Annotated in this window: 19 protein-coding genes; 12 read left to right on the top strand and 7 right to left on the bottom strand. The window is 72.9% G+C overall.

Features of this window, described 5'->3' with window-relative positions; all coding sequences use genetic code 11:
* Positions 1-158: 158 nt before the first annotated feature.
* The gene (locus tag Voc01_RS33775) at positions 159-2,993 is read left to right on the top strand and encodes an AfsR/SARP family transcriptional regulator (RefSeq protein ID WP_203931699.1); all 2,835 of its coding nucleotides are present in this window, start codon (positions 159-161) and stop codon (positions 2,991-2,993) included.
* A gap of 96 nt (positions 2,994-3,089) precedes the next feature.
* A complete protein-coding gene (locus Voc01_RS33770; protein WP_203931698.1) occupies positions 3,090-3,266 on the top strand; it encodes a zinc-binding dehydrogenase in 177 nt (58 codons plus the stop codon).
* Positions 3,267-3,346: 80 nt separating this feature from the next.
* Here Voc01_RS33770 and Voc01_RS33765 read toward each other — a convergent pair whose 3' ends face one another.
* Positions 3,347-3,637 carry a GlsB/YeaQ/YmgE family stress response membrane protein gene (locus tag Voc01_RS33765; protein WP_203931697.1) on the bottom strand — a complete coding sequence of 97 codons (291 nt, stop codon included), beginning with the start codon at positions 3,635-3,637 and terminating at the stop codon, positions 3,347-3,349.
* Positions 3,638-3,794: 157 nt separating this feature from the next.
* Here Voc01_RS33765 and Voc01_RS33760 point away from each other — a divergent pair, with 157 nt between their 5' ends.
* The 3 genes from Voc01_RS33760 to Voc01_RS33750 all read left to right on the top strand — a co-directional run bounded on the left by Voc01_RS33760 (position 3,795) and on the right by Voc01_RS33750 (position 8,041).
* A complete protein-coding gene (locus Voc01_RS33760; RefSeq protein WP_203931696.1) occupies positions 3,795-6,122 on the top strand; it encodes a transglutaminase TgpA family protein in 2,328 nt (775 codons plus the stop codon).
* Positions 6,123-6,215: 93 nt separating this feature from the next.
* Complete coding sequence (locus Voc01_RS33755; protein ID WP_203931695.1) at positions 6,216-6,950, top strand: sugar phosphate isomerase/epimerase family protein; 735 nt, start codon at positions 6,216-6,218, stop codon at positions 6,948-6,950.
* Positions 6,947-8,041: a Gfo/Idh/MocA family protein gene (locus tag Voc01_RS33750; protein ID WP_203931694.1), complete on the top strand. Its 1,095-nt coding sequence runs from the start codon at positions 6,947-6,949 to the stop codon at positions 8,039-8,041. Before Voc01_RS33755 ends, Voc01_RS33750 begins: the two co-directional genes overlap by 4 nt.
* Here the strand turns inward: Voc01_RS33750 and Voc01_RS33745 are convergent.
* A complete protein-coding gene (locus Voc01_RS33745) occupies positions 8,036-8,662 on the bottom strand; it encodes a TetR/AcrR family transcriptional regulator (RefSeq protein ID WP_203931693.1) in 627 nt (208 codons plus the stop codon). The two genes, Voc01_RS33750 and Voc01_RS33745, sit on opposite strands and share 6 nt — an antisense overlap.
* 47 nt (positions 8,663-8,709) lie before the next feature.
* Positions 8,710-9,534: a poly-gamma-glutamate hydrolase family protein gene (locus tag Voc01_RS33740; protein ID WP_203931692.1), complete on the bottom strand. Its 825-nt coding sequence runs from the start codon at positions 9,532-9,534 to the stop codon at positions 8,710-8,712.
* A gap of 183 nt (positions 9,535-9,717) precedes the next feature.
* Between Voc01_RS33740 and Voc01_RS33735 the strand changes: the two genes are divergently transcribed.
* Positions 9,718-10,521 (top strand): hypothetical protein, encoded by an 804-nt coding sequence (locus Voc01_RS33735; RefSeq protein WP_203931691.1) that lies wholly within the window; start codon positions 9,718-9,720, stop codon positions 10,519-10,521.
* Positions 10,521-11,309: an MBL fold metallo-hydrolase gene (locus Voc01_RS33730; protein WP_203931690.1), complete on the top strand. Its 789-nt coding sequence runs from the start codon at positions 10,521-10,523 to the stop codon at positions 11,307-11,309. The genes Voc01_RS33735 and Voc01_RS33730 overlap by 1 nt, the downstream gene beginning before the upstream one ends.
* Here Voc01_RS33730 and Voc01_RS33725 read toward each other — a convergent pair.
* Positions 11,287-11,940, bottom strand: coding sequence for a class I SAM-dependent methyltransferase (locus Voc01_RS33725; protein ID WP_203931689.1), 654 nt, complete (start codon positions 11,938-11,940; stop codon positions 11,287-11,289). The genes Voc01_RS33730 and Voc01_RS33725 overlap by 23 nt on opposite strands.
* Positions 11,941-11,960: 20 nt before the next feature.
* On the opposite strand from Voc01_RS33725, the gene Voc01_RS33720 reads away from it, so the two are divergent.
* A complete protein-coding gene (locus Voc01_RS33720; protein WP_203931688.1) occupies positions 11,961-12,782 on the top strand; it encodes a MerR family transcriptional regulator in 822 nt (273 codons plus the stop codon).
* Positions 12,783-12,791: 9 nt separating this feature from the next.
* The gene (gene ku / locus Voc01_RS33715) at positions 12,792-13,736 is read left to right on the top strand and encodes a non-homologous end joining protein Ku (protein WP_203931687.1); all 945 of its coding nucleotides are present in this window, start codon (positions 12,792-12,794) and stop codon (positions 13,734-13,736) included.
* Here ku and Voc01_RS33710 read toward each other — a convergent pair.
* Positions 13,633-14,970 carry a hypothetical protein gene (locus tag Voc01_RS33710; RefSeq protein ID WP_203931686.1) on the bottom strand — a complete coding sequence of 446 codons (1,338 nt, stop codon included), beginning with the start codon at positions 14,968-14,970 and terminating at the stop codon, positions 13,633-13,635. The two genes, ku and Voc01_RS33710, sit on opposite strands and share 104 nt — an antisense overlap.
* Before the next feature lie 153 nt (positions 14,971-15,123).
* Between Voc01_RS33710 and Voc01_RS33705 the strand changes: the two genes are divergently transcribed.
* Positions 15,124-16,290, top strand: a complete 1,167-nt coding sequence (locus tag Voc01_RS33705) for a sensor histidine kinase (protein WP_203931685.1) — start codon at positions 15,124-15,126, stop codon at positions 16,288-16,290.
* On the top strand, positions 16,287-16,952 hold the full coding sequence (locus Voc01_RS33700) for a response regulator (protein WP_275423779.1): 666 nt from the start codon (positions 16,287-16,289) through the stop codon (positions 16,950-16,952). The genes Voc01_RS33705 and Voc01_RS33700 overlap by 4 nt, the downstream gene beginning before the upstream one ends.
* Positions 16,953-17,043: 91 nt before the next feature.
* Here Voc01_RS33700 and Voc01_RS33695 read toward each other — a convergent pair whose 3' ends face one another.
* On the bottom strand, positions 17,044-18,918 hold the full coding sequence (locus Voc01_RS33695) for a rhamnogalacturonan lyase (RefSeq protein ID WP_203931684.1): 1,875 nt from the start codon (positions 18,916-18,918) through the stop codon (positions 17,044-17,046).
* A gap of 125 nt (positions 18,919-19,043) precedes the next feature.
* Here Voc01_RS33695 and Voc01_RS33690 point away from each other — a divergent pair, with 125 nt between their 5' ends.
* A complete protein-coding gene (locus Voc01_RS33690; protein WP_203931683.1) occupies positions 19,044-19,637 on the top strand; it encodes a suppressor of fused domain protein in 594 nt (197 codons plus the stop codon).
* Here Voc01_RS33690 and Voc01_RS33685 read toward each other — a convergent pair.
* Positions 19,619-21,066 (bottom strand): outer membrane protein assembly factor BamB family protein (locus Voc01_RS33685; RefSeq protein ID WP_203931682.1); only part of this gene is annotated, 1,448 nt, incomplete at its 5' end. The two genes, Voc01_RS33690 and Voc01_RS33685, sit on opposite strands and share 19 nt — an antisense overlap.

The following is a 21,066-nucleotide window of genomic DNA, read 5'->3' as shown; positions in this document are numbered from 1 at the left end:
GCGTGGTGGGCAGGTTTGCGGTGACGGGGTGTGGCGGCAGGGGTCCGCCCTTCATCGACATTTCACACGGCCGGGGCTGACGAGACATCGCCGGTCGGCTATTTTCCCTCGTAGATGACGGCTGAGGGGGGCGGCTCGGCCTTCGCGGAGGGTGCCCCATGTCCGAACCAGGTGAGCTGGGTTTCGCGCTGCTCGGCCCGCTCTCGGTCACCGTCGACGGTGCGCCACTGCCCGTCGGCGGGCCGCGCACCCAGGCGCTGCTCGCGGCGCTGCTGCTCGAGCGCGGCAGCGTGCTGACCATCGACCGGCTGGTCGGCACGATCTGGGGCGACGCCGCCCCCGCCAGCGCCCGGGTGCAGGTGCAGAACCGGGTGGCCACACTGCGCCGGCTGCTGCCCGGTCCGCTCGGGGTCATCGAGACGCACGGCGGCGGCTACCGCATCCCGGCCGGCACCGGCCGGCTCGACGTCGACCGGTTCGAGCGCACCGTGCGGGAGTCCGAGGAGCTGGTCGCCGCCGGCGACGAGCCGGGCGCCGCGGCGCGGCTGACCGCGGCGCTCGCCCTGTGGCGCGGGCCGGCGCTCGACGGCCTCGACTCGCCGGCGCTCGCCGTGGTGGCCCGCAAGCTCGACGAACGCCGCACCGCGATCCAGGTGCGGTGGGCGGAACTGGAGATCCGGCTCGGCCGGGCCCGCGCCGTCGTCGGCGAGCTGACCGAGCTGGTCGCCCGGCACCCGTGGCACGAACAGCTCGTCGGGCAGCTGATGACCGCGCTGTACCTGGCCGACCGGCGACGCGAGGCGCTGCTCGCGTACGACCAGGTGAAGGAGCGCCTGGCCGACGAGCTCGGCCTCGACCCGGGTCCGACGCTCGTCCGGCTGCGCGAGCGCATCCTGCGCGAGGACCCCGACCTGCTCGGCGCCGACGACCCGGAACCGCCGGCCGGACCGCCGGCGACCGGTCGGGCGGCCGACGAACAGCCCGTGCCCCGCCAGGTACCCGGCGACGTGCCGCTGTTCGTCGGCCGGGCGGCGCTCCTCGACGAGCTCGACACCCTGCTCGACGGGGCAGGCGGCAACGGCACCATCGCGGCGATCGACGGACCCGCCGGCATCGGCAAGACGACGCTCGCCGTCCACTGGGCGCACCGGGTCGCCGGCCGCTTCCCCGACGGTCAGCTCTACCTGAACCTGCGCGGCTTCGATCCCGGCCAGCCGGTACTCAGCGGCGCCGAGGCGCTCCGGGCCCTGCTGGAGTCGATGCGGGTCCCGGTACCGCGGATCCCGGTCGGGCTCGACGCGCGCATCGGCCTGTACCGCAGCGTCATGGCCGGCCGGCGGATGCTCGTCGTGCTCGACAACGTGCGCGACGCCGACCACGTCCGGCCGCTGCTGCCCGCGTCCCCCGGTTGTGTCGCGGTGGTGACCAGCCGCAACCGCCTCTACGGCCTGGTGGCGAAGGAAGGCGCGCGGCTGTTCGCCCTCGACGCGTTGCCGGCCACCGACGCGCGGAGGCTTTTCACGGGACGGGTCGGAGCCGACCGGGTACGCGCCGAACCCCGCGCGGCCGAGGCGATCGTCGCCCGCTGCGCCGGGCTCCCGTTGGCGCTCGCCGTGGTCGCGGCCCGTGTGGTGACCCGCAACGGCTTCCCGCTCGCGGCCCTGGCCGAGCAGCTCGACGACACCACACCCGGCGGCAGTGCTTCGGGCGGCAGCGCCCGGCTCGACGCGTTCGGCTTCGGCGGCCCCGACACCGACGTGCGGGCCGCGTTCTCGTGGTCGTACCGCGCGTTGCCACCCGGCGCGGCGCGGCTGTTCCGGATGCTGGCACTGCATCCCGGTCCCGACTTCAGCGCCGCCGCGGCGGCGAGCCTCGCCGGCGTCGACGTACCCACCGCCACGGCGCTGCTGGCCGAGCTGACGTGCGCGACGATGGTCACCGAGCCGGTGCTCGGCCGCTTCGCGGTCCACGACCTGCTGCGTGACTACGGCCGTGAGCTCGCCGCGACGCACGACCCCGACGGCGACCGCCGACCGGCCGTCGAACGCCTCCTCGACCACTACCTGCACGGCGCGTACGCCGCCGCGGTGGCGCTGAACCCGTACCGCGACCCGATCGCGATCCACCCGCCGCTCGCGGGAGCGGTACCGGCGACCGTCGACTTCTACGTGGAGCGGCCGGCGCTGCTCGCGGCGATCCGGGTCGCGGCCGACCACGGCTTCGACCGGCACGCGTGGCAGCTCGCCTGGACCGTCGCCGACCACCTCGACCGGCAGGGCCACTGGCCGGAACTGGCCGCCGCACACGAGACCGCGGTCGCCGCGGCCGCCCGCTCCGGCGACCCGGTCGGCCTCGCCCACGCCTACATCGGCGCCGCCCGCGCGCAGACCCGCACCGGCCGCTACCCCGACGCCGAGGAGAGCCTGACCCGCGCGCTGCGCCTCTTCAGCGACCTCGGCGACGACGCCGGACAGGCGGCCGTGCACCGGGTTCTCGGGGGCGTCTGCGACCTGCGCGGCGACGACGCCGAGGCGCTGCGGCACGACGAGCTCGCGCTGGAGCTGTACCGGCGCGCCGGTCGCCGCGCCGGGCAGGCCAGCGTGCTCAACTCCATCGGATGGTCGCGGTTGAAGATCGGGGACCACGAGCAGGCGCTCGCGTACTGCCAGCAGTCGGTGACCCTGCACCGCGCCATCGGCAACCGGCACGGCCAGGCGTCGGCGCTGGACAGCCTCGGCTACGTGTACCACCACATCGGCGACCAGGGCCGCGCGATGCAGTGCTACGAGCGGGCCAGCACGATGTTCAACGACGTCGGCGACCGGTACCACGAGGCGTACACGCTGGTGCACCTCGGCGACGCCCGGCACGCGTCGGCCGACGGCTCCGCGGTCGACGCCTGGCGGGCGGCGCTGGTGATCCTCGACGAGCTCGACCACCCCGACGCCGCGTCGGTGCGGGCCAAGCTCCCTAGGGAAGCCAGCCCGGCTTGACCAGGCCGGCGTCGTACGCGAACACGACCAGCTGCACCCGGTCGCGCGCCCGGAACCCGGCCCGGACCAGCGCCTGGGCGGGCGCGCGATCGCCGCATGGGTGCTGTTCCTCGCGACCCCGGTACGGGCCACCTCGAGGCGCTGGCCGGCATGCTCGCCGCGGGCACGCTCGCGCCGGAGATCGAACGCGTCCACCCGCTGGCGGAGGTGCCGGCGGCGTTGGAGTACCTGGGCACGGGGCACGCACGCGGAAAGCTGGTCGTCTCGGTGTGAGCGGGCGCCAGGGCCGTGGCTGGACGCACCGACGGCCGCCGACCCGGGGGTCGGCGGCCGTCGGACGGATGCGGTGAGGGTTACCGGCGCGAGTAGCGGCGGCGGCTGTTGCGGCCCATGAAGTTGGCGACCAGGATCACGCCGACCGCGGCGAGACCGACCTGGAAGAGCAGCTCGATCCAGTCGATGCCGGCGGTGGCGGTGGCGAAGCCGAGACCACGGGCCAGCGCGGTACCGGCCAGCGCGGCGACGATGCCGACGACGATGGTGATGCCGATGCCGATGCGCTGCTTGCCCGGGACCACCAGTCGCCCGAGCGCACCGACGACGAGGCCGACGATGAGAGCCATGAGGATGCCGGTGACGGTCATGTGAGAACTCCCCCTGGAAGGCTTGGGTTCCTGCGGTACGCAGGAGGTATTGCCCGATGCCGCCGGCGGCGAAACACGGGACCCGTCGGGCACGCCCGAAACGCGTACACTCGCCGCATAGGTAGCTGTTGATCAAGACTTCCGCGGGGGTTACGGGGTGGGTTTGGGCGGCACGCGCGACCTGCGTGCCACGCTGCTCTCGGCGGCGGTCACGATCTTCTCGGCCGCGCCCCTGAAGTTCGTGTTCCAGACGTGGACGTGGCTGGTCGGCGTCCTCGTCGTCACGGTCGCGATGACCGCCACCGCGCTCGCGCTCCGGGCGCTGCGCACGCCGCAGCTCAGCGGCACGCTCGGCATGATCACCGCGTTCGTCCTGTGCCTCACGCTGCTGTTCGCCCGTGACCACGCGTGGCTCGGCTTCGTGCCGACGCCCGACACGCTGGTGCGGTTCAGCGAACTGCTGCGCGAGGCCGGGGCCGCGTCGCGGGAGACCGGCATCCCGGTCGGCGACGACCCGTCGCTGCACTTCCTCGCCGCGCTCGGGGTCGGCGGTGTGCTGCTCGCGATCGACATCGCGGTGGTGGTGGCCGGCTGGACACTGGTCGCCGGCCTGCCGATGGTCGCGATGCACACCGTGGTGATCGGGTCCGACCGGGTGGTCGCCGAGGTGGTGTCGTTCGTCTGCGCGGCACTCGCTTTCCTCTGGCTGCTCGCGGCCGACAACACCGACCGGGTCCGGCGGTACGGCCGCCGCTACACCGGCGACGACTCCGACCCGGAGGGCCGGTCGCCGTCGCCGCTCGCGGCCGCGGGCCGGCGCATGGCGGCGGCCGGCGTGGCGCTCGCGGTGGTCGTGCCGATCGGGGTGCCGAGCCTCGGTGACGGGCTGGTCGGCCGGCTCGAGTTCGACCGCGCCAACCGGAGCGGGTCGGGCGCCGGGCGGGCCGGGTCGGGCACCGTCAACATGTTCTCGTACCTGTCCGGCACGCTGCGGCAGTCGGGCCAGTACCCGATGGTCGACGTCACCACCAACGACCCCGACCCGCACTACCTCCGCTTCGGCGTGGCCGACGAGCTGACCCTCGACGGGTTCGTCAGCCGCGGGCCCGCCGAGTGGCGTCCGCTCGACGAGTTGGCCTCCACCCAGGCACCGGTCACCGGCGGCATCACCGGGCAGCGGTACACCGCCGAGATCACCGTGCGCACGTTCGCCGAGCGGCTGCTGCCGATCTACCTGCAGCCCGCGGAGGTCACCGCCTCGCGCGGCAAGTGGGCGTGGGACAGCGAGACCAGCGTGGTGCACTCGGCCCGGTCGACCGCGGCCGGCAGCCGGTACAAGGTCACCTACACCCGGTTCGACTACTCCCCCACCGCGCTGCGCAACGCGCCGGAACTCGCCGCCACCGACCCGCTGCGGCAGCGGTTCACGAAGCTGCCGCAGGTGCCGGCGATCCGCAACCAGGCCGCCGGGCTCGTGGCCGGCAAGACCACCCAGTACGACCGGGTGCGCGCGATCTTCGACTTCTTCGGCCCGGCCAACAACTTCCGGTACGACCGGTACACCCGGGCCGGCAACAGCGGCAACGCGATGGTCGACTTCATCACGACCGGTCGCGTCGGCTACTGCGAGCAGTACGCCGCGGCGCTGGCGTGGCTGGTCCGGGCGGCCGGCATCCCGGCACGCGTCGCGTTCGGGTTCACGCGGGGCAACGAGCGCGTCGGCAACACGTTCACGCTGCTCAACCTCAACCTGCACGCCTGGGCGGAGGTGTACTTCCAGGGCTTCGGCTGGGTGCCGTTCGACGCCACCCCGCCGACCGCGGTGCCGGGCGCGGTGTACCCGCCGTGGGCGCCGGCAGCGCCACCGCCGGCCGGTGGCCCGACCACCCCGGATCCGGTGACCCCCGTCGACACGAACCCCGGACCGGACGCCAGCGCTCCCGCGGCCGGCGAACCGTCGGCGGTGGCCGGCCCGGCCGACGGCGCCGGTGCGGGCCGGTGGTGGGACTGGCCGTTCGCGCTGGCCGCGGCGCTGCTCATCGTGCTGATGCTGCTCTGCCTGCCGCGGCTGCACCGCTCGCTGCTGCGCCGGCGGCGCCGGCCGCACGCTACCCTCGCCGGGCTCCGGCGGCCCCGCCGCGCCGCCCACGCGGCCTGGGAGGAGCTGCTCGACCTGCTCGCCGACTACCGGGTGCCGGACGACCTGGTCGGGCCGGCGCTGTCCTGCCGCGCGGTCGGCGACCGGCTGATCCGTGCCGGCGCGCTCGCACCGGCCGCCAACGCCGGCGTGCTCACGCTGAGCCGGGCCGAGGAGCGGGCGAAGTACGCCCGGTTCCCGGTGACCGACGCCGACCTGGCCACCGCGCTCCGGCAGGTGCGGTCGGGGCTGCGGGAACGGTCGTCGCGCCGCACCCGGCTGGTCGCCGCCGTCGCGCCGCCTTCGGTGCTGGCGCGGTGGAGGGCCAGGATCCTCCGCGAGCGCTGATCGCGCTCTCTGAGACTTCCTGGCGCGAATTTTGACCAGGTGGTAGAAATTGGGCCTGGGCAACCGCCGCTCGCACGTGCCTGGAGGTACCTCATGAGCCATCTTTCCGTACAGCTGTACTCGGTGCGGGAGGCTTTCGCGGCCGATCCCGACGCCGCGCTGGCCCGCCTGGCCGAAATCGGGTTCACGCAGGTCGAGCCGTACGGCCTCGCAGACAACGCGGCCGCCCTGCGCACCGGCCTGCCCAAGGCCGGCCTGAAGGCGCCCACCACGCACGCGAAGCTGGTCGGCGTCGACCAGAGCGCCGTGTTCGCCGCGGCCGCCGAGTGCGGCATCGGCATCGTCATCGACCCGGCCGTGCGCGCCGAGCACTGGCAGACCCGCGACGACATCGCGAAGACCGCCGACGCGCTCAACGCCGCCGCGAAGACGGCCGCCGGGCACGGCATCACGGTCGGCTACCACAACCACTGGTGGGAGCTGGAGGCGAAGATCGACGGGCAGACCGGCCTGGAGGTCCTCGCCGGGCAGCTCGATCCGCAGGTGGTGCTCCAGGTCGACACGTACTGGTCCACGGTGGGCGGCGCCGACAGCCCGGCGCTGCTGCGCACGCTGGGCGACAAGGTCAAGGCGATCCACGTCAAGGACGGCGACCTGACCACCGAGCCGTCGGCGCAGCTGCCCGCCGGTCAGGGACGCGCGCCGGTGGCCGACATCCTGGCCGCCGCGCCCGACGCCCTGTGGGTGCTGGAGTTCGACGGGTACGCCGGCGACATCTTCGAGGGGCTCGCCGCCAGCTACGCCTACGTCTCGGGGGTATCTCGGTGAGTCGTGTGGGTGTCGGCATCGTCGGTGCCGGGGTGATCAGCACCACGTACCTGGAGAACCTCACCGCGTTCCCCGACGTCGAGGTGGTGATGATCGCCGATCTCGACGTGGAGCGCGCGGCGGCGCAGGCCGCGGCGTTCGACGTGCCGAACTCGGGGCCGGTGGCCGACCTGCTGGCCCGCGACGACATCGAGATCGTCGTGAACCTCACGATCCCGGCCGCGCACGTACCCGTCGGGCTCGCCGTGCTCGAGGCCGGCAAGAACATGTGGACCGAGAAGCCGCTCGCGCTCGACCGTCCCTCCGGACGCAAGCTGCTCGACCTGGCCCGCGACAAGGGGCTCCGGGTCGCCAGCGCGCCCGACACCGTGCTCGGCGCCGCGTTCCAGACCGCCCGGCGCCTGCTCGAGAGCGGACGCATCGGCGAACCGCGCACGGGGCTGGCGCTGTTCCAGTCTCCCGGCCCGGAGAGCTGGCACCCGGCGCCCGAGTTCCTCTTCCAGGCCGGGGGCGGGCCGCTGCTCGACATCGGTCCGTACTACCTCAGCGGGCTGGTGTCGCTGCTCGGCCCGGTGCGCCGGGTCACCGCCACCGGCGACAAGGCCCGCGACACGCGGGTCATCGGCTCGGGACCGCGTGCCGGCACCGTCTTCGACGTGACGGTGCCCACCACCGTGGCGGCGCTGCTCGAGTTCGAACGGGGCGGGTCGGCCCAGATCGTGCTGACCTTCGACTCCGCGATCCGGCGCACGACCCTGGAGGTCGGCGGCACGCTCGGCAGCGCCGTGGTGCCCGACCCGAACCGGTTCGACGGGTCGACGCTGCTGCACCTGCTCGGGCAGGACGACGTGGTCGAGGTGCCGCACGAGGGGCACGGGGCGTCGCGCGGCACCGGGGTCGTGGAGCTGGCCCGGGCGATCCGCGCCGGTGTACCGGAGCGGGCGTCGGGCGGGTTCGCCTACCACGTGCTCGACGTGATGCTCTCGATCGAGGACGCGTACACGGCCGGAGAACCGGTGCTCGTGGAGAGCACCACCGACGTGCCGCCGCCGCTACCGGCCGACTGGGACCCGTACGCCCGCACGCTATAGCGGAACCGTCAGGAGGCTCTGCAGGTGGGCCTCGAGCGCTCCGACCAGGTCGACCTCGTCGGGCATCGTCAGCCACTGCACCTGCAGGCCGTCCATCAACGCGATGAAGCCGAGCGCGGCGAGCTCCGGATCGACTCCCGGCCGGAGGTCGCCGCGCGCGGCGAGGACGCGGAACGACCGCGCCGTGAGCTCGCGCGCCTCGCGGTAGTGGCGCTCGAAGTAGGTGTGGGCGGGATGGTCGGGGCCGACGGCCTCCGCGGCCAGCCGCACGTAGAGGTCCACGATCCCGGGGTGCCGCACGTTGTGCGCGGCGAGCGCGATGAGGCTCTTCAGCACGTCGAGGCCGGGCGAGGAGTCGAGATGCTGGCGCGCGGCGTCCTCCGCGTCGCGCCGCTGCAGGACGGCGGCCAGCAGCGCTTCCTTGGTCGGGAAGTAGTACAGGAGACCGGCGTGCGTGATGCCCGCGCGCTTGGCGATCTCGCGGAGCGACGAGCCGTGGTAGCCGGCCTCGGCGTAGACGGCCCGCGCCGCGGCGATGATGTCCTTGCGGCGGATCCGGCCCTTGAGGTAACCCCCGGTGGTTTCTGCTCCGGGATCGCCGGGCGGGGTGACGGTCCGCATCCGCCCATCATGCCGCAGGAGCCTGCGAGGTCACCTCGCGCTCACGGTCAGTTCGCGAGGGCTGCCCGGGTGGCCTCGACGAACCGCCAGAACGCCGAGGTCGTGGTGTGTCTGCGCTGGGGACGCGTGTTCGTGGTGAACATCGCGGTGCGCATCGGGGTGGTGAGCTCGAGCTGGGCGCCGGCGCCGGTCATCGTGCGGTTGACGATGTTCTGCGGGTCGGTGCCGCCGAGGTCGGGGTTGCCGACGGCGTCGATCGCCACGATGCCCACCCCGGCGTACGCCGCGAGCAGGGCGGTCCGCAGGTCGGTGTCGAGCCCGCCGACGAGCACCGCGCTCGTACCGGCCGGAACGCCAGCCTGTGCCGGCGAGCATCCGTGCAGCGAGACCGCGCGGCGGGCGCCCCGCGCGAGCGACCACCCGACCGGGTCGTCGCAGTGCGTCGAGGTGACGTGCAGTTCGCTGTTGTTCGTCGACCGGATGCCCTCGAACATCCAGTAGTCGTACACCGGGCCGCCGGCCGGAACGGGCGACTGGTCGGCGGGGTGGTACCCGGCGATCGCGAGGCACAGCTCCGAGGTGCCGGGCTCGATGCCGCCGCCGTGCAGGGCCAGGATCACCGTGGTCGGGTAGGTGGCGGCGCCGGTCTCGCTGTCGTCGTACGAGGCGTGCCGCCGGTGCCGCCGGGCGTAGTCGGTGCCCTCGTCCACCGAGGGGTCGGCGTAGAGGGCGGTGTTCGACGCGAAGGTGTCGGCGGCGACGGCCCGCGCGGCCGGGAACGCCGCGGGACCGACCGCCGCAGCGCCGGTCATCGCGGCGAGAATGCTCCGTCGGCTGAGGTACGGCACGGTCACCCCCGTACTTGCTGTCACATCGACCTTCATCGAACGCGGTTCTCACCGTACCCGCCACCCCCAAGGGGCCGCGGTAGCCGTCGGTTATCCGATGCGTGCCCTTTCGGGCACCGCGACCCCGTCGGTTACCGTCTCAGTGATCGGCGGACCGGGGTGGGGGCGGCGAAGATGCAACCGTGTACGACGTGCGGCAGTACGAGTGTGAACCCGATCGGGTACTGCACCGGCTGCGGCGCGTTCCGGGGCGCGGAGACGGGTCAGCCCGCCCCTCCGCAGCAGCCACAGGGCTACCAGTCCTACGAGCACTACCAGCAACCCCAGCAACCCCAGCAGCCCCCGCAGTTCGGGTACGGTCCGCAACACCCACCGCAGTATCCGCAACAGCAGTACCAGCAGCCGTACCAGATGCCGCCGCCGCAGCAGCCGCGCCGGTCGGGGTCCGGGCTGGTGGTCGGGATCGTGGTGGCCGTGCTCGTCGTGCTGCTCGGCGGCGGTGCCGCCGTGGCGCTCGTGCTGGCCAACGGCGACGACGAGCCCACCGACCGCCCCGCCACCGCGAGCAGCGGGACGCCCTCGGCGAGCGCGTCGGCGGCCGGCGGCGACGGGTGCGTGATCGGCACCTGGGTCGAGAGCCAGTCGACCTACACGATGACCGTCGGCGACGTGGCGGTCGCGATGACCACGTCGGGTGCGATCCAACGCTTCCGGGCCGACGGCACCGGCGAGCTGGACATGTCGGCCGGGACCCTGGCGACCGGCACCGCGGGCGGCAAGAAGTACGAGCGCACCACCCAGGGCAAGATCACGTTCAGGTACACGCCCCAGGACGCGAAGATCTACTACACCGACGTCGTCGGCAGCGGCTCGTCGACGGTCAAGGTCGACGGGGTGGCCGGCGCACCGGTGCCGTTGTCCGGCAGCACCGACCCCGACACCTACACGTGCAGCGGCGACACGTTCGTGCAGTCCGGCACGAACTACCGCATCGAGCTGAAGAGGCAGTGATGGCACCCGTCACCCGCCGGGTCGGACCGGTGGAGGTCACCGCGCTCACCGACGCCGTCGGCCCGTTCTTCAGCCCGCGCGCCGAGGCGTTCCCCGACGCGACCGCCGCGCAGTGGGACGCTGCCGACCGCCTCGACCCGCTGTCGGTGCACGACGGCGAGTGGCGGCTGCGGTTCCGCTGCTTCGCGCTGCGCACCGCCGAGGGACGCACGATCCTCGTCGACGCCGGGATCGGCAGCGCCACCGCGCCGGCGCGCGCGTGGGCACCGGTGCCGGGGAGCCTGCCGGCGGAGCTGGCGGCCGCGGGCATCGCGCCCGCGGATGTCGACACCGTGATCCTCACGCACCTGCACACCGACCACGTCGGCTGGGCGGTCGAGGCCGGCACGCCGTACTTCGGCAACGCGACCTACCTCGTCCCGCGGGCCGACATCGAGGCGTTCGCGACGCTGAACCCGGCGCTCGACGGCGAACTGCTCGCCCCGCTCCGGCAGACGGGTCAACTGTCCACGGTGGACGGTGACCGGGACGTGGCGCCGCACGTACGCATCGTCGCCACGCCCGGTCACACACCGGGGCACCAGTCGGTGCTCCTCGCCGACACGATGCTGTTCACCGGCGACCTCCTGGTGCACGCCGTGCAACTGGTCGACCCCGCGCTCCCCTACGCCCACGAGGTCGACGCCGAGGAGGCCCGGAGAACCAGGATGGCGCGGCTCGCCGCGCACACGGGCGTCCTCGCCACCCCGCACCTCGGCGAGCCGTTCACCCCGTGGCCGCTCTCCTAGCGAGCAGGATCGCGTGGGTGCGGCCGGTGTCGGTCACCTGCTCCAGCCGCGCGGTGACGGTGAAGCCCGCCGCTGTCAGGAGCTGCGCGATCCGGTCGGCCGGCACGAGGTGCGACTCGTACGACACCGGATGGCCGCCGTAGGCCTGCTGCGGGCTGTGGTGCTCGTCATTTCCCGTGTGACCGCCGAGCAGCAGGAGGCCGCCGGGTGCGAGGACCCGGTGAAACTCCGCGTAGACCACCGGCAGGTGCGACGGCGGCGTGTGATGCGTGGAGAAGAACGCCAGCACGCCGCCGAGCGTCCCGTCGGGGAGGTCGAGCGCGGTCATCGAGCCGACCTCGAAGCGCAGGTGCGGGTACGCCTGCCGGGCCTGGTCGACCATCCCCGGAGACAGGTCGACACCGAACGCGTCGAGTCCCGTCGCCGCAAGACGGTCGGTGAACCAGCCCGGACCGCAGCCCAGGTCGGCCACCGGGCCGCGGTCTCCGGCACGTAGCAGTTCGGCGAAGCCGTCGATCATCGCGCGGCTGACCGGGTCGAGCGTCTCCGGTCCCTTGATGAGCTTCACGTAGTCGGCGGCGACGGTGTCGTACGAGTCGCGGATCGCGTCGAGAAAGGCGGGCTGGCTCATCCGTGGGACCCTATCGAGCGATGTTGAGCATCGGGGACTTCGCCAGGCACGGTCGCGTATCCGTGCGCATGCTGCGCCACTACGACGCGATCGGCCTGCTGCGGCCGGCGCGCGTCGACGCGTCCACCGGTTACCGCTACTACGAAGCGGCGCAACTGCCGCGACTGCACCGCGCCGTCGCCCTGAAGGAACTGGGCTTCACCCTCGTTCAGGTGCGCGCCGTGCTCGACGATCAGGTCGACGTGGCCGAGCTCCGCGGAATGCTGCGGCTGCGTCGCGCGGAACTCCAGGAGCAGATCGCGGTGGACGCCGAGCGGCTGGCCCGCGTCGAGGCGCGCCTGATGGTCATCGGCATGGAGGGGGCGGCGCCGAGCGACGAGGTGACCATCAGGCGGGTGCCCGGGGCGCGCGTCGCCACCGTGAGCGGGCTCGCGGCGGGGTACGGGCCGGAGCAGATCGGACCGGTCATCGGGCCGCTCTTCGCCGAGGTGCGACGCCGGCTCGACGCGGCCGCCGCAGGCCCGCCGCTCGCGTTCTACACCGACCCGCCCGAGGGCGACGGGATCCTCGTGCACGCCGGGCTTCCGGTGGCCGGCGGGGTCCCGGTCGACGGGTGCGTCATGGTCGACCTGCCGGCGATCGAGGCGGCCACGATCGTGCACCGGGGCCCGATGGCCGACGTGGTCCGCACCGGTCATTCGCTGCACACGTGGGTCGAGGCGCACGGCTACCGGTCGGACGGGTACTTCCGCGAGGTGTACCACGTGTACGGCCGCGGCGATCCCGACACGTGGCGCACGGAGCTGCAGGAACCGGTGGTTGCCGGTGGCGCCGCCGGGTAGTACGGGTGCATGGCGCGTTCGATCTGGACCGGTGTGGTCAGCTTCGGGTTGGTGTCGGTACCGGTGAAGGTGTACTCGGCGACGCAGGACCACGACGTGCACTTCCACCAGTTCCAGGAGGGCACCGGCGACCGCATCCGGAACAAGCGTGTCAACGAGCGCACCGGCAGGGAGGTCGACTACTCCGACATCGTCAAGGGCGCCGAGGTCTCCGACGGCAACTACGTGATGCTCGACGCCGACGAGCTCGACGCGGTGGCACCGGGACGCTCGCGCAGCCTCGACATCCACACGTTCGTGGAGCAGTCGGAGATCGACCCGATCTACTACCAGAAGACCTACTTCCTCGGGCCGGGCAGCGACGAGACCGTGCGCACCTACGCGCTGCTGCGCGACGCGATGGCCGACGCCGACCGGGTCGCGATCGGGACGCTGGTGATGCGCGGCAAGGAGTACCTCGCCGCGATCCGTCCGGACAAGGACCTCCTCGTGCTGGAGACGATGTTCTTCGCCGACGAGATCCGCGACCCGGCGAAGGAGCTCGACGCGGTCCCGAAGCGGGCGAAGCCCGACAAGAAGGAGCTCCAGGTCGCGGTCCAGCTCATCGACTCGATGACCGCGCCGTGGAAGCCCGAGGAGTTCCGCGACACGTACACCGACCGGGTGCACGAGCTCATCGAGGCCAAGGCCGAGGGCAACGAGGTCACGGTGTCCGACGAGGCGCCCACGGCGACCAAGGCGATCGACCTGCTGGAGGCGTTGCGGGCGAGCGTCGAGGCCGCCTCGAAGCGCCGCGGCGGGAAGACGGCCACGACGTCCAAGGCGGCTCCGAAGAAGAAGGCCGCCGCGGCTACGAAGAAGAGCGCCACGAAGAAGGCGCCGGCGAAGAAGGCCCAGGCGAAGAAGACAGCGGCGGCGAAGAAGCGGGCTCCGGCGAAGAAGACGGCCGCCTAGCGGCGCCGCGGGCGAGGAGCCCGAAGCCGACGAGGAGCAGCAGCGGGCCGACCACCGCCGTCGCCGGCGCCGGTGGCATCACGAAGAACCCCACGAACCCGAGCACCACGACGCCCGGCACCCACCAGGGCACCAGCCGGTCGACGCCGGCGGCTACCGCGACCGCGATCAGCCCGACGAGCGACAGCACCATGCCGGGCACCGCCCAGCCGAGGCTGAACAGCGCGTACCCGTCGATGCGGCGTGCCACCTCGTCGGCGACCCCGGCACCGAGCACCTGGCGCGCCGCGAGGTCGGTGTGGTCGCCCAGCATCAGCCCGCTGAAGTTGAGGAGACCGAGCACGGTGAGCGTGCCGGCGACCCGGACGAACCGGCCGCCGACCCGCATCAGCGTCAGCACCGCCGGCACGAACAGCACCCACGTCAGGTGCAGGAAGAACGCGCTCACCTGGGCGGCCGTCGGGTGCTCCACGAACCCCGACGGCTCGTAGGAGCCGCCCGGGATCGTCCCCATGCCGATCGCGAACGACACGGGCGCGGCGACCATGCACACCAGGCCGGCCCGGAACGTGAACCGGCCGAAGGTGTCGGCCTCCGCCGCCGACGGCCCGCCCGACGCGCCGAACGGCCGTCCACGCACCAGTTCCACGGCGGCCGCCGCGTACGCGCACAGCATCACCACCGGCCCGGCCAGGCACAGGGGCACCGGCTCGATCGCGAACAGGAAGTACAACGCGGTTCCCGCGAGCGCGCTCCCCGCGGTCCACCAGGACACGACCCGGGCCCGCGCGGCGGCCAACGGGCCCGCGACCAGCGCGACCGCCCACCCGAGAAGGCCCGGAACCTGCCAGCCGACCGTGCCCCAGACGTAGCTCTCGAAGCGGTCGAAGACGCGGGCGACGTCGGCGTCGGGCACGGTCTGCTCGAGCGCGAGGATCGCGACGTCCACCGACATGAGCGCGGCGAACGTGACCAGCCCGACCACCGACGCCACCCAGGCCACGGCGGCGGGCACCGCGCCCCGCCGGCGCACCGGTGCGAGCAGCCCGAGCAGGCCGGGCACGAACAGCACCCAGGCCCAGTGCAGCAGCACGGAGTGCCACAGGATGGCGTCGGGGTGCTGCCGGTAGACGCCGTATTCCGGCGTGTCGCCGAGGGCGGGGTCGACGGCGGTCGCGACCGCCAGCGCGAGCGGGGCGGTGACCAGGCAGGCCGCCGCGAGCTTCCTGTTCATGGGTTCCTCCATCTCTGTGGAGCGCGACGTTAGGGACGGCGGACGCGGCGGTCACCCGTACCGGGAGCTATCCGGGGTCCCCCGCGGGGCGGACGGAGGGATCCCCCGCCGGAGGGGCGCGGCGTCGTGATAGGCGGCCGTACCGTCTCTGGGGTGTGGCGGAAACGGATAGGCCCTTTCGACCTGGCGCTGGCGGCGGTGTTCGCCGTCTTCGGCGTGGTCGAGGAGCAGATCGTCGGCATGGAGGGCGACTGGTGGCCGTACGCGTTGGCCGGCTACACGCTGCTGGTGGCGGTGCGCCGGATGTGGCCGCTGCTGTCGCTGGCGATCCTCGGTGTGCACGCGCACCGGTACTTCTACAACACCGACTACGACAACTACCGCCTCTGGCAGCTCATCGCGCTCACGATCGCGGCGTACACGGTCGGCCGGATGGTGCCCGCGTGGGGGCGCGACTGGCGGTCCCGCCTCGGGTACCTGCCACCGGCGGCGGTTCTGGTGGGCACGGCGCTGGTGTTCTGGTTCAACCTGCCCGACGACCCGATGGGCGCGCTGTTCTTCACGCTCGCGCCGGCCGCGCTGGGCATCGCCATCTCCGTGCAGGCGCGGCGGGCCGGCGACGCGGCGGCGGCGCGGGCGTCGCTGCGTGAACAGCAGGCACGCGACGCGGTCATGGAGGAGCGCGTGCGGATCGCCCGGGAGCTGCACGACATGGTCGCGCACAGCGTCACCGTCATGGTGATCCAGGCGGGGGTGGTGCGTCGCCGCCACGAGGCGGGTCTCGGGGTCGATCCGGAGCTGCTGCGCGGTATCGAGTCCGCCGGGCGCGAGGCCGTCGGCGAGTTGCGGCGCACGCTCGGGCTGCTGCGGGGCGATGGCGCCGACTCCGGGTTCGGGGGCACCGCGGCGGCGCCGGTCGGGCTGGAGCGGTTGGACGAGCTGATCGCGCAGGTCCGGGAGGCGGGGCTGGCCGTCACCCTGGAGCGCGAGGGCGAGCCGGCGCCGGTGCTGCCGGCCGTCGACATCTCGGCGTACCGCATCGTCCAGGAGGCGTTGACGAACGTGCTCAAGCACGCCGGGTCGGCACGGGTCACGGTCACGGTGGGGTACCGAGCCGACGGGCTGCACCTCGTCGTCCGCAACGACGCCGGGGTGGCCGCGCCGCCGCCGGTGTCCGGTGCCGGACAGGGGCTCATCGGCATGCGCGAGCGGGTCGCCCTGTTCGGGGGCGAGCTGGTCACGGGTCCGCGGCCGGCGGGCGGCTTCGAGGTCGCCGCCCGGCTGCCGCTGGCAGCGGAGAAGGTGGGTCTGGCCCGGTGAGCGGCTCGACGATCAGCGTGGTGATCGCCGACGACCAGCGGATGGTGCGGGCCGGCCTGCGGATGGTGGTCGAGACAGAGCCCGACATGACCGTGGTCGGCGAGGCCAGCGACGGGGTCGAGGCGGTGGCGCTGGTCCGCCGGCTGCGGCCCGACGTGGTACTGATGGACATCGCGATGCCGCGCCAGGACGGGCTGGCCGCCACGCGGGCGCTGCTCACCGACGCGCATCCGCCGCGGGTCATCGTGCTCACCACGTTCGACACCGACGAGAACCTGTACAACGCGCTGCGGGCGGGTGCGTCGGGGTTCCTGCTGAAGGTGTCGTCGCCGGAGCACCTCATCACGGCGATCCGCGTGGTCGCCGACGGCGAGGCGCTGCTCGACCCGGCCATCACCACGCGGGTCATCTCGGCGTTCGCCGGGCGTCCGGGTCCCACTCCCCCGCGCGAGCTGGCCGAGCTGACCCCGCGGGAAACCGACGTGCTGCGCCTGTTGGCGCGCGGGTTGTCGAACGCCGAGATCGCGGCGCACCTCACGGTCGGCGAGGCGACCGTGAAGACGCACGTGGCGCGCGTGCTCATGAAGCTCGACCTGCGAGATCGGGTGCAGGCGGTGGTGTACGCGTACGAGTCGGGCCTCGTGCGGGCGGGCTCCACGTGAGCGATCGTCGGGTGAACGGCGATCCTGGAGGCTCGCGACCAGGCGGGGGGTCACGGGCCTCCAGGATCTGTCCAACCGCGAACTCCGCGCGTTACGGCGACGCGAAGCTGGGATGCGGCGGCTGGTTGTAGGCGGTGTTCTGCCAGGCGATCGCCAGCCGGTACTGCCGGTCCTGCATCAGCGAGGGCCGCGAGATGGAGGTGGGCTCGGTCGTCGAGTAGATCCGCAGGGCGCGGTTGTCGGAGGTGCGCCAGATGACCTCCTCGCGCCAGTCACCGAGGATGTCGGCCTGCAGGGCGGGCGTCGACTTGGTGCCGTTGTTCGAGGCGACGCCGGAACCGCTGAGCAGCACGGTGTCGCCGCCGGTGCCGTACTTGGAGATGGTGGTGCCGTCGAGCAGTTCGCGCTGGGCGTCGCCGTCCCACCAGATGACGAAGTTGGTCGAGCCCGGCTTGCGGCTCGCCACCTGGTTGCCGTTGGTGGCGCTGCGCAGCCCCGACACCGCCGACGACCACACCTCCGCACCCGGGTTGCCGGCCCAGATGTCGGCGGCGACGCCGCGTCCGTTGTCGCAACCGCAGCTCGGCGCGCTCCAGATGATCTGGCCGGTGCGGGCGTCGCCGACCCAGTGGGCCGGGTTGCCGTTCTCCGACGGCTTGAACACCTCGAGCCCGGCGCGCGACGGGATGAGGTCGCCGACGTGGTAGGCGTCGCCGTGGAAGGTGTTGTTCTGCCACAGGCCGTACCCGTTGTCGTCGATGGCCATCGAGCCGTACATGATCTCGTCGCGGCCGTCGTTGTCGACGTCGGCGACCGACAGCTGGTGGTTGCCCTTGCCGGTCCACGCCGAGCCGTTCGTCGACGAGCTCGAGTCGAACGTCCACCGGCGGGTGAGCGCGCCGTTGCGGAAGTCCCAGGCGGAGACGACGCTGCGCGTGTAGTAGCCGCGGGCCATGATGATGCTCGGCCGCGACCCGTCCACGTAGGCCGTTCCGGCGAGGAACCGGTCGACACGGTTGCCGTAGTTGTCGCCCCAGCTCGACACCGTGCCGCGGGCGGGCACGTAGTTGGCGGTGGCCAGCACCGCCCCGTCGGTGCCGCGGAACACCGACAGGAACTCGGGCCCCGACAGGACGTAGCCCGACGAGTTGCGGTAGTCGGCGCTCGACGAGCCGATCACCTGGCCGGTGCCGGAGCGGGTGCCGTCGGCGGTCTTCACCGCGATCTCGGCGCGGCCGTCGCCGTCGTAGTCGAACACCTGGAACTGCGTGTAGTGCGCGCCGGCCCGGATGTTGCGGCCGAGATCGATGCGCCACAGCCGGGTCCCATTGAGCTTGTACGCGTCGAGGTAGACGTTGCCGGTGTAGCCGGACTGGGAGTTGTCCTTGGCGTTGGTGGGGTCCCACTTCAGCACGATCTCGTACTGGCCGTCGCCGTCGAGGTCGCCGACGCTCGCGTCGTTGGCGACGTACGAGTAGGACTCGCCGCTCGGCGTGGTGCCGCCGGGCGGAATCTGCAGCGGCACGTCCTGGCTGGCGGCGAACGGGGTCACCGGCGTGTCGGCCAGCGTCGACGCGACCTCCGCGCCACCGACGACGGCGCGCACGGTGTACGCCGCGTCCGCGGGCGCGTTCGCGTCGAGGAAGCTGGTCGCGGTGGTCAGCGGCTGCGCGGTGATCCGCGAACCGTTGCGGTACACGTGGAACGCCACGCCCGCCGGGTCTGAGGTGAGTAGGCGCCACGATACGAAGGTGCCCTTGGCCGACCGGATGCTGACCAGTCCGCGGTCGAGGCGTTCGGTGGTGCCGCCGGCCGGAGCCGCCAGCGGTTGGGCGGCTGGGGGTTGGACCGTCCGGGCCGCGACGGCGCCCGGGCTGAAGGCCACGGCGACGGTCACCGTCACCGTGGCCGCGACGGCCAGCACGGCTCTGGCTCTGCCGAGACCGGACCGGTTGATACGTTTCATCGTGACACCGCCCTTGGATGTGTTCGGCGCGTCCCCACCGAGGAAAGCGCTTTCCTAACGCGTCCGGAATCTAGCCCATACATCGGAGTGCGTCAATCTCTGACGCGGTGGGCTAGCCTTCGCGGATGGCAGCTCCAGCGGTCCTCCGCGAGGTGTTCAACGCCCACCGCGCCGCGTGGGGCGACGAGGACGACGGCATCACGTTCGACGACGGTCCCGCGCCGGTCGGCCGGCTCGACGTCCTCGTGTACCGGCCGACCGCCGGCACGCCGATGACGTCGTTCACCACGATCGGGATGGCCGTGGAGCCGATGCCGGTCGGGCCCGGTCCGGGTGGCGGCCGGCGGGCGGAGCTCCAGTTCGCGCGCCGGGGTCCGCTGTCACGCGAGGACGAGCGCGCGGTCGCCGGGCAGCTGGCGAACCTGGCCGTGCACCCGCTCGTCACCGGTGACGCGATCGACTGGGGACACATGATCGGGCTCAACCGCGACTTCCCCACGCTGCCCGGTTGCGCGGCGGTGCTGGTCTCCGGTCCGCTGACCATGAGCGGGCGCGACTACATCCGGACCTCGGACGGCGCGGTGCGGATCCTCAACGTCGTTCCGATCACCGAGGCCGAGCGGTCGGTCGGTCGGACGCTGCCGCCGATCGAGTTCGTGCAGCGGCTGATCGCGGAGACCGACATCTTCGCGCCGCGGGATCACCCCGTGCCGGGGTAGACCGAATCGCGCCGCTTCGGGTGGTCGAAGCCGACGACCCAGCTGCCGTACCCGGCCTTCGGCGCGACCGTCCAGCCGCGGCCGACCTCGGTGCCGGTGCGCGCGTCGAGCACGAGCCGGTCGGTCTGGGTGGTGACGTACACCCGTCCCCGGTAGACACCGACGACCTTCAGGTCGAGCGAGCGCACCCGGTCGGACGCGATCGTCCACAGGGCCTCGCCGGTGTCGAGGTCGTACCCGACGACCGCGCCCTTCGTCTGCACGCCGGTCGAGCCGGCGGAGTCGAACATGAGGCAGTTCCCGCCGTTCGTGTTCCGCACGACCGCGCCGGTGCGGGCGTCGAGGATCATCGGTGTCTTGGAGTCGCGGACGATGAACGTCCCCTTGTGCGCGCGGGCACAGTCGGGGTGGATGTTGAGGATGCTGTCGTCCCGGTATCCCCGCCGCCAGAGTTGCCGCCCGGTGGCGAGGTCGTAGCCGCGCAGCTCGTCGTCGGCGCCGACCCAGGAGGCGAGCAGCACACCGCCGTTGGCGGCCAGCGCGGCGATCGAGCGGGGACAGCAGTCCTCGGAGACGGTCCATGACCGGAGACCGGGAAGCAGCCCGACGACGTGGAAGAGGTTGGGCTCGGCCCCGCCGCTGGGCAGGTAGTTGAGCACCAGGTAGCCACCCGGGTCGGTGGCCGCCACCGGGGCGATGGACCAGCTCGACTTCTCCCACAGCTCGCCGCCGAGCGTCAGCGCGGTGTCGAGCGTCTGCTGGCCGGTGGACCGCAGGCGGGCCTGCACCCGGTGCTCGCCCCGCGCCGCGTTCAGCCCGTCCTGCTGGTAGGTCGACCGGTAGAAGAACACCACGATCGTGTCGTCGGCGGTGTCGACCAGCGTGACCCGCTGCACCGCGGGTGTCGGCACCCCCGCCGGCGCGACGACGCTCATCGAGCCCTTGTCCTTCCCCGTGGCCGGGTCGAGGAAGCTGACCGTGTTGCCGCTGCGCCGGGCCAGCACCTTCTGCGACATGACAAGGTCGTCGACCTCGGCCACGGTCGCCTTGGACAGCCACAGCCCCGTCGGCGCCGGCCCACCGGACGACGCCGCCACCCCGCCCGACGACCCACCGGCCGGCGCGCTGACCGACGGCCGGCCGGGATCGCTGGTGTCGTTCCCGGCGTCTTTGCCGGAGTCCCCGTTGAGGGCCGGGACGGTGTTGATGACGATCGCGGCCACCGCGATCGCCCCCAGGACCGACAGGACGACGGCCCTGTGCCACGGCCGCGGCTCCAGGGGCAGGCCCTCGGGCGCCTCGGACCCCGACACGGAAGGCGACTCGGGCAACGGCTCGGGCAACGGCTCGGGCAACGGCTCAGGCGGCCACTCGGGCAACGGCTCGGGCAACGGCTCAGGCGGCCACTCGGGCAACGGCTCGGGCAACG

Source organism: Virgisporangium ochraceum (assembly GCF_016863655.1).
Taxonomy (GTDB): domain Bacteria; phylum Actinomycetota; class Actinomycetes; order Mycobacteriales; family Micromonosporaceae; genus Virgisporangium; species Virgisporangium ochraceum.
This window is presented reverse-complemented; position numbering and strand designations above follow the sequence as displayed.

What these genes read in the sequence shown, in the direction of transcription:
- Voc01_RS33775 (WP_203931699.1), top strand. Translation starts at nt 159, where the DNA reads ATGTCCGAACCAGGTGAGCTGGGTTTCGCGCTGCTCGGCCCGCTCTCG.
- Voc01_RS33770 (WP_203931698.1), top strand. Translation starts at nt 3,090, where the DNA reads ATGGGTGCTGTTCCTCGCGACCCCGGTACGGGCCACCTCGAGGCGCTG.
- Voc01_RS33765 (WP_203931697.1), bottom strand. Translation starts at nt 3,637, where the DNA reads ATGACCGTCACCGGCATCCTCATGGCTCTCATCGTCGGCCTCGTCGTC.
- Voc01_RS33755 (WP_203931695.1), top strand. Translation starts at nt 6,216, where the DNA reads ATGAGCCATCTTTCCGTACAGCTGTACTCGGTGCGGGAGGCTTTCGCG.
- Voc01_RS33745 (WP_203931693.1), bottom strand. Translation starts at nt 8,662, where the DNA reads ATGCGGACCGTCACCCCGCCCGGCGATCCCGGAGCAGAAACCACCGGG.
- Voc01_RS33730 (WP_203931690.1), top strand. Translation starts at nt 10,521, where the DNA reads ATGGCACCCGTCACCCGCCGGGTCGGACCGGTGGAGGTCACCGCGCTC.
- Voc01_RS33725 (WP_203931689.1), bottom strand. Translation starts at nt 11,940, where the DNA reads ATGAGCCAGCCCGCCTTTCTCGACGCGATCCGCGACTCGTACGACACC.
- Voc01_RS33720 (WP_203931688.1), top strand. Translation starts at nt 11,961, where the DNA reads ATGTTGAGCATCGGGGACTTCGCCAGGCACGGTCGCGTATCCGTGCGC.
- ku (WP_203931687.1), top strand. Translation starts at nt 12,792, where the DNA reads ATGGCGCGTTCGATCTGGACCGGTGTGGTCAGCTTCGGGTTGGTGTCG.
- Voc01_RS33710 (WP_203931686.1), bottom strand. Translation starts at nt 14,970, where the DNA reads ATGAACAGGAAGCTCGCGGCGGCCTGCCTGGTCACCGCCCCGCTCGCG.
- Voc01_RS33695 (WP_203931684.1), bottom strand. Translation starts at nt 18,918, where the DNA reads ATGAAACGTATCAACCGGTCCGGTCTCGGCAGAGCCAGAGCCGTGCTG.
- Voc01_RS33690 (WP_203931683.1), top strand. Translation starts at nt 19,044, where the DNA reads ATGGCAGCTCCAGCGGTCCTCCGCGAGGTGTTCAACGCCCACCGCGCC.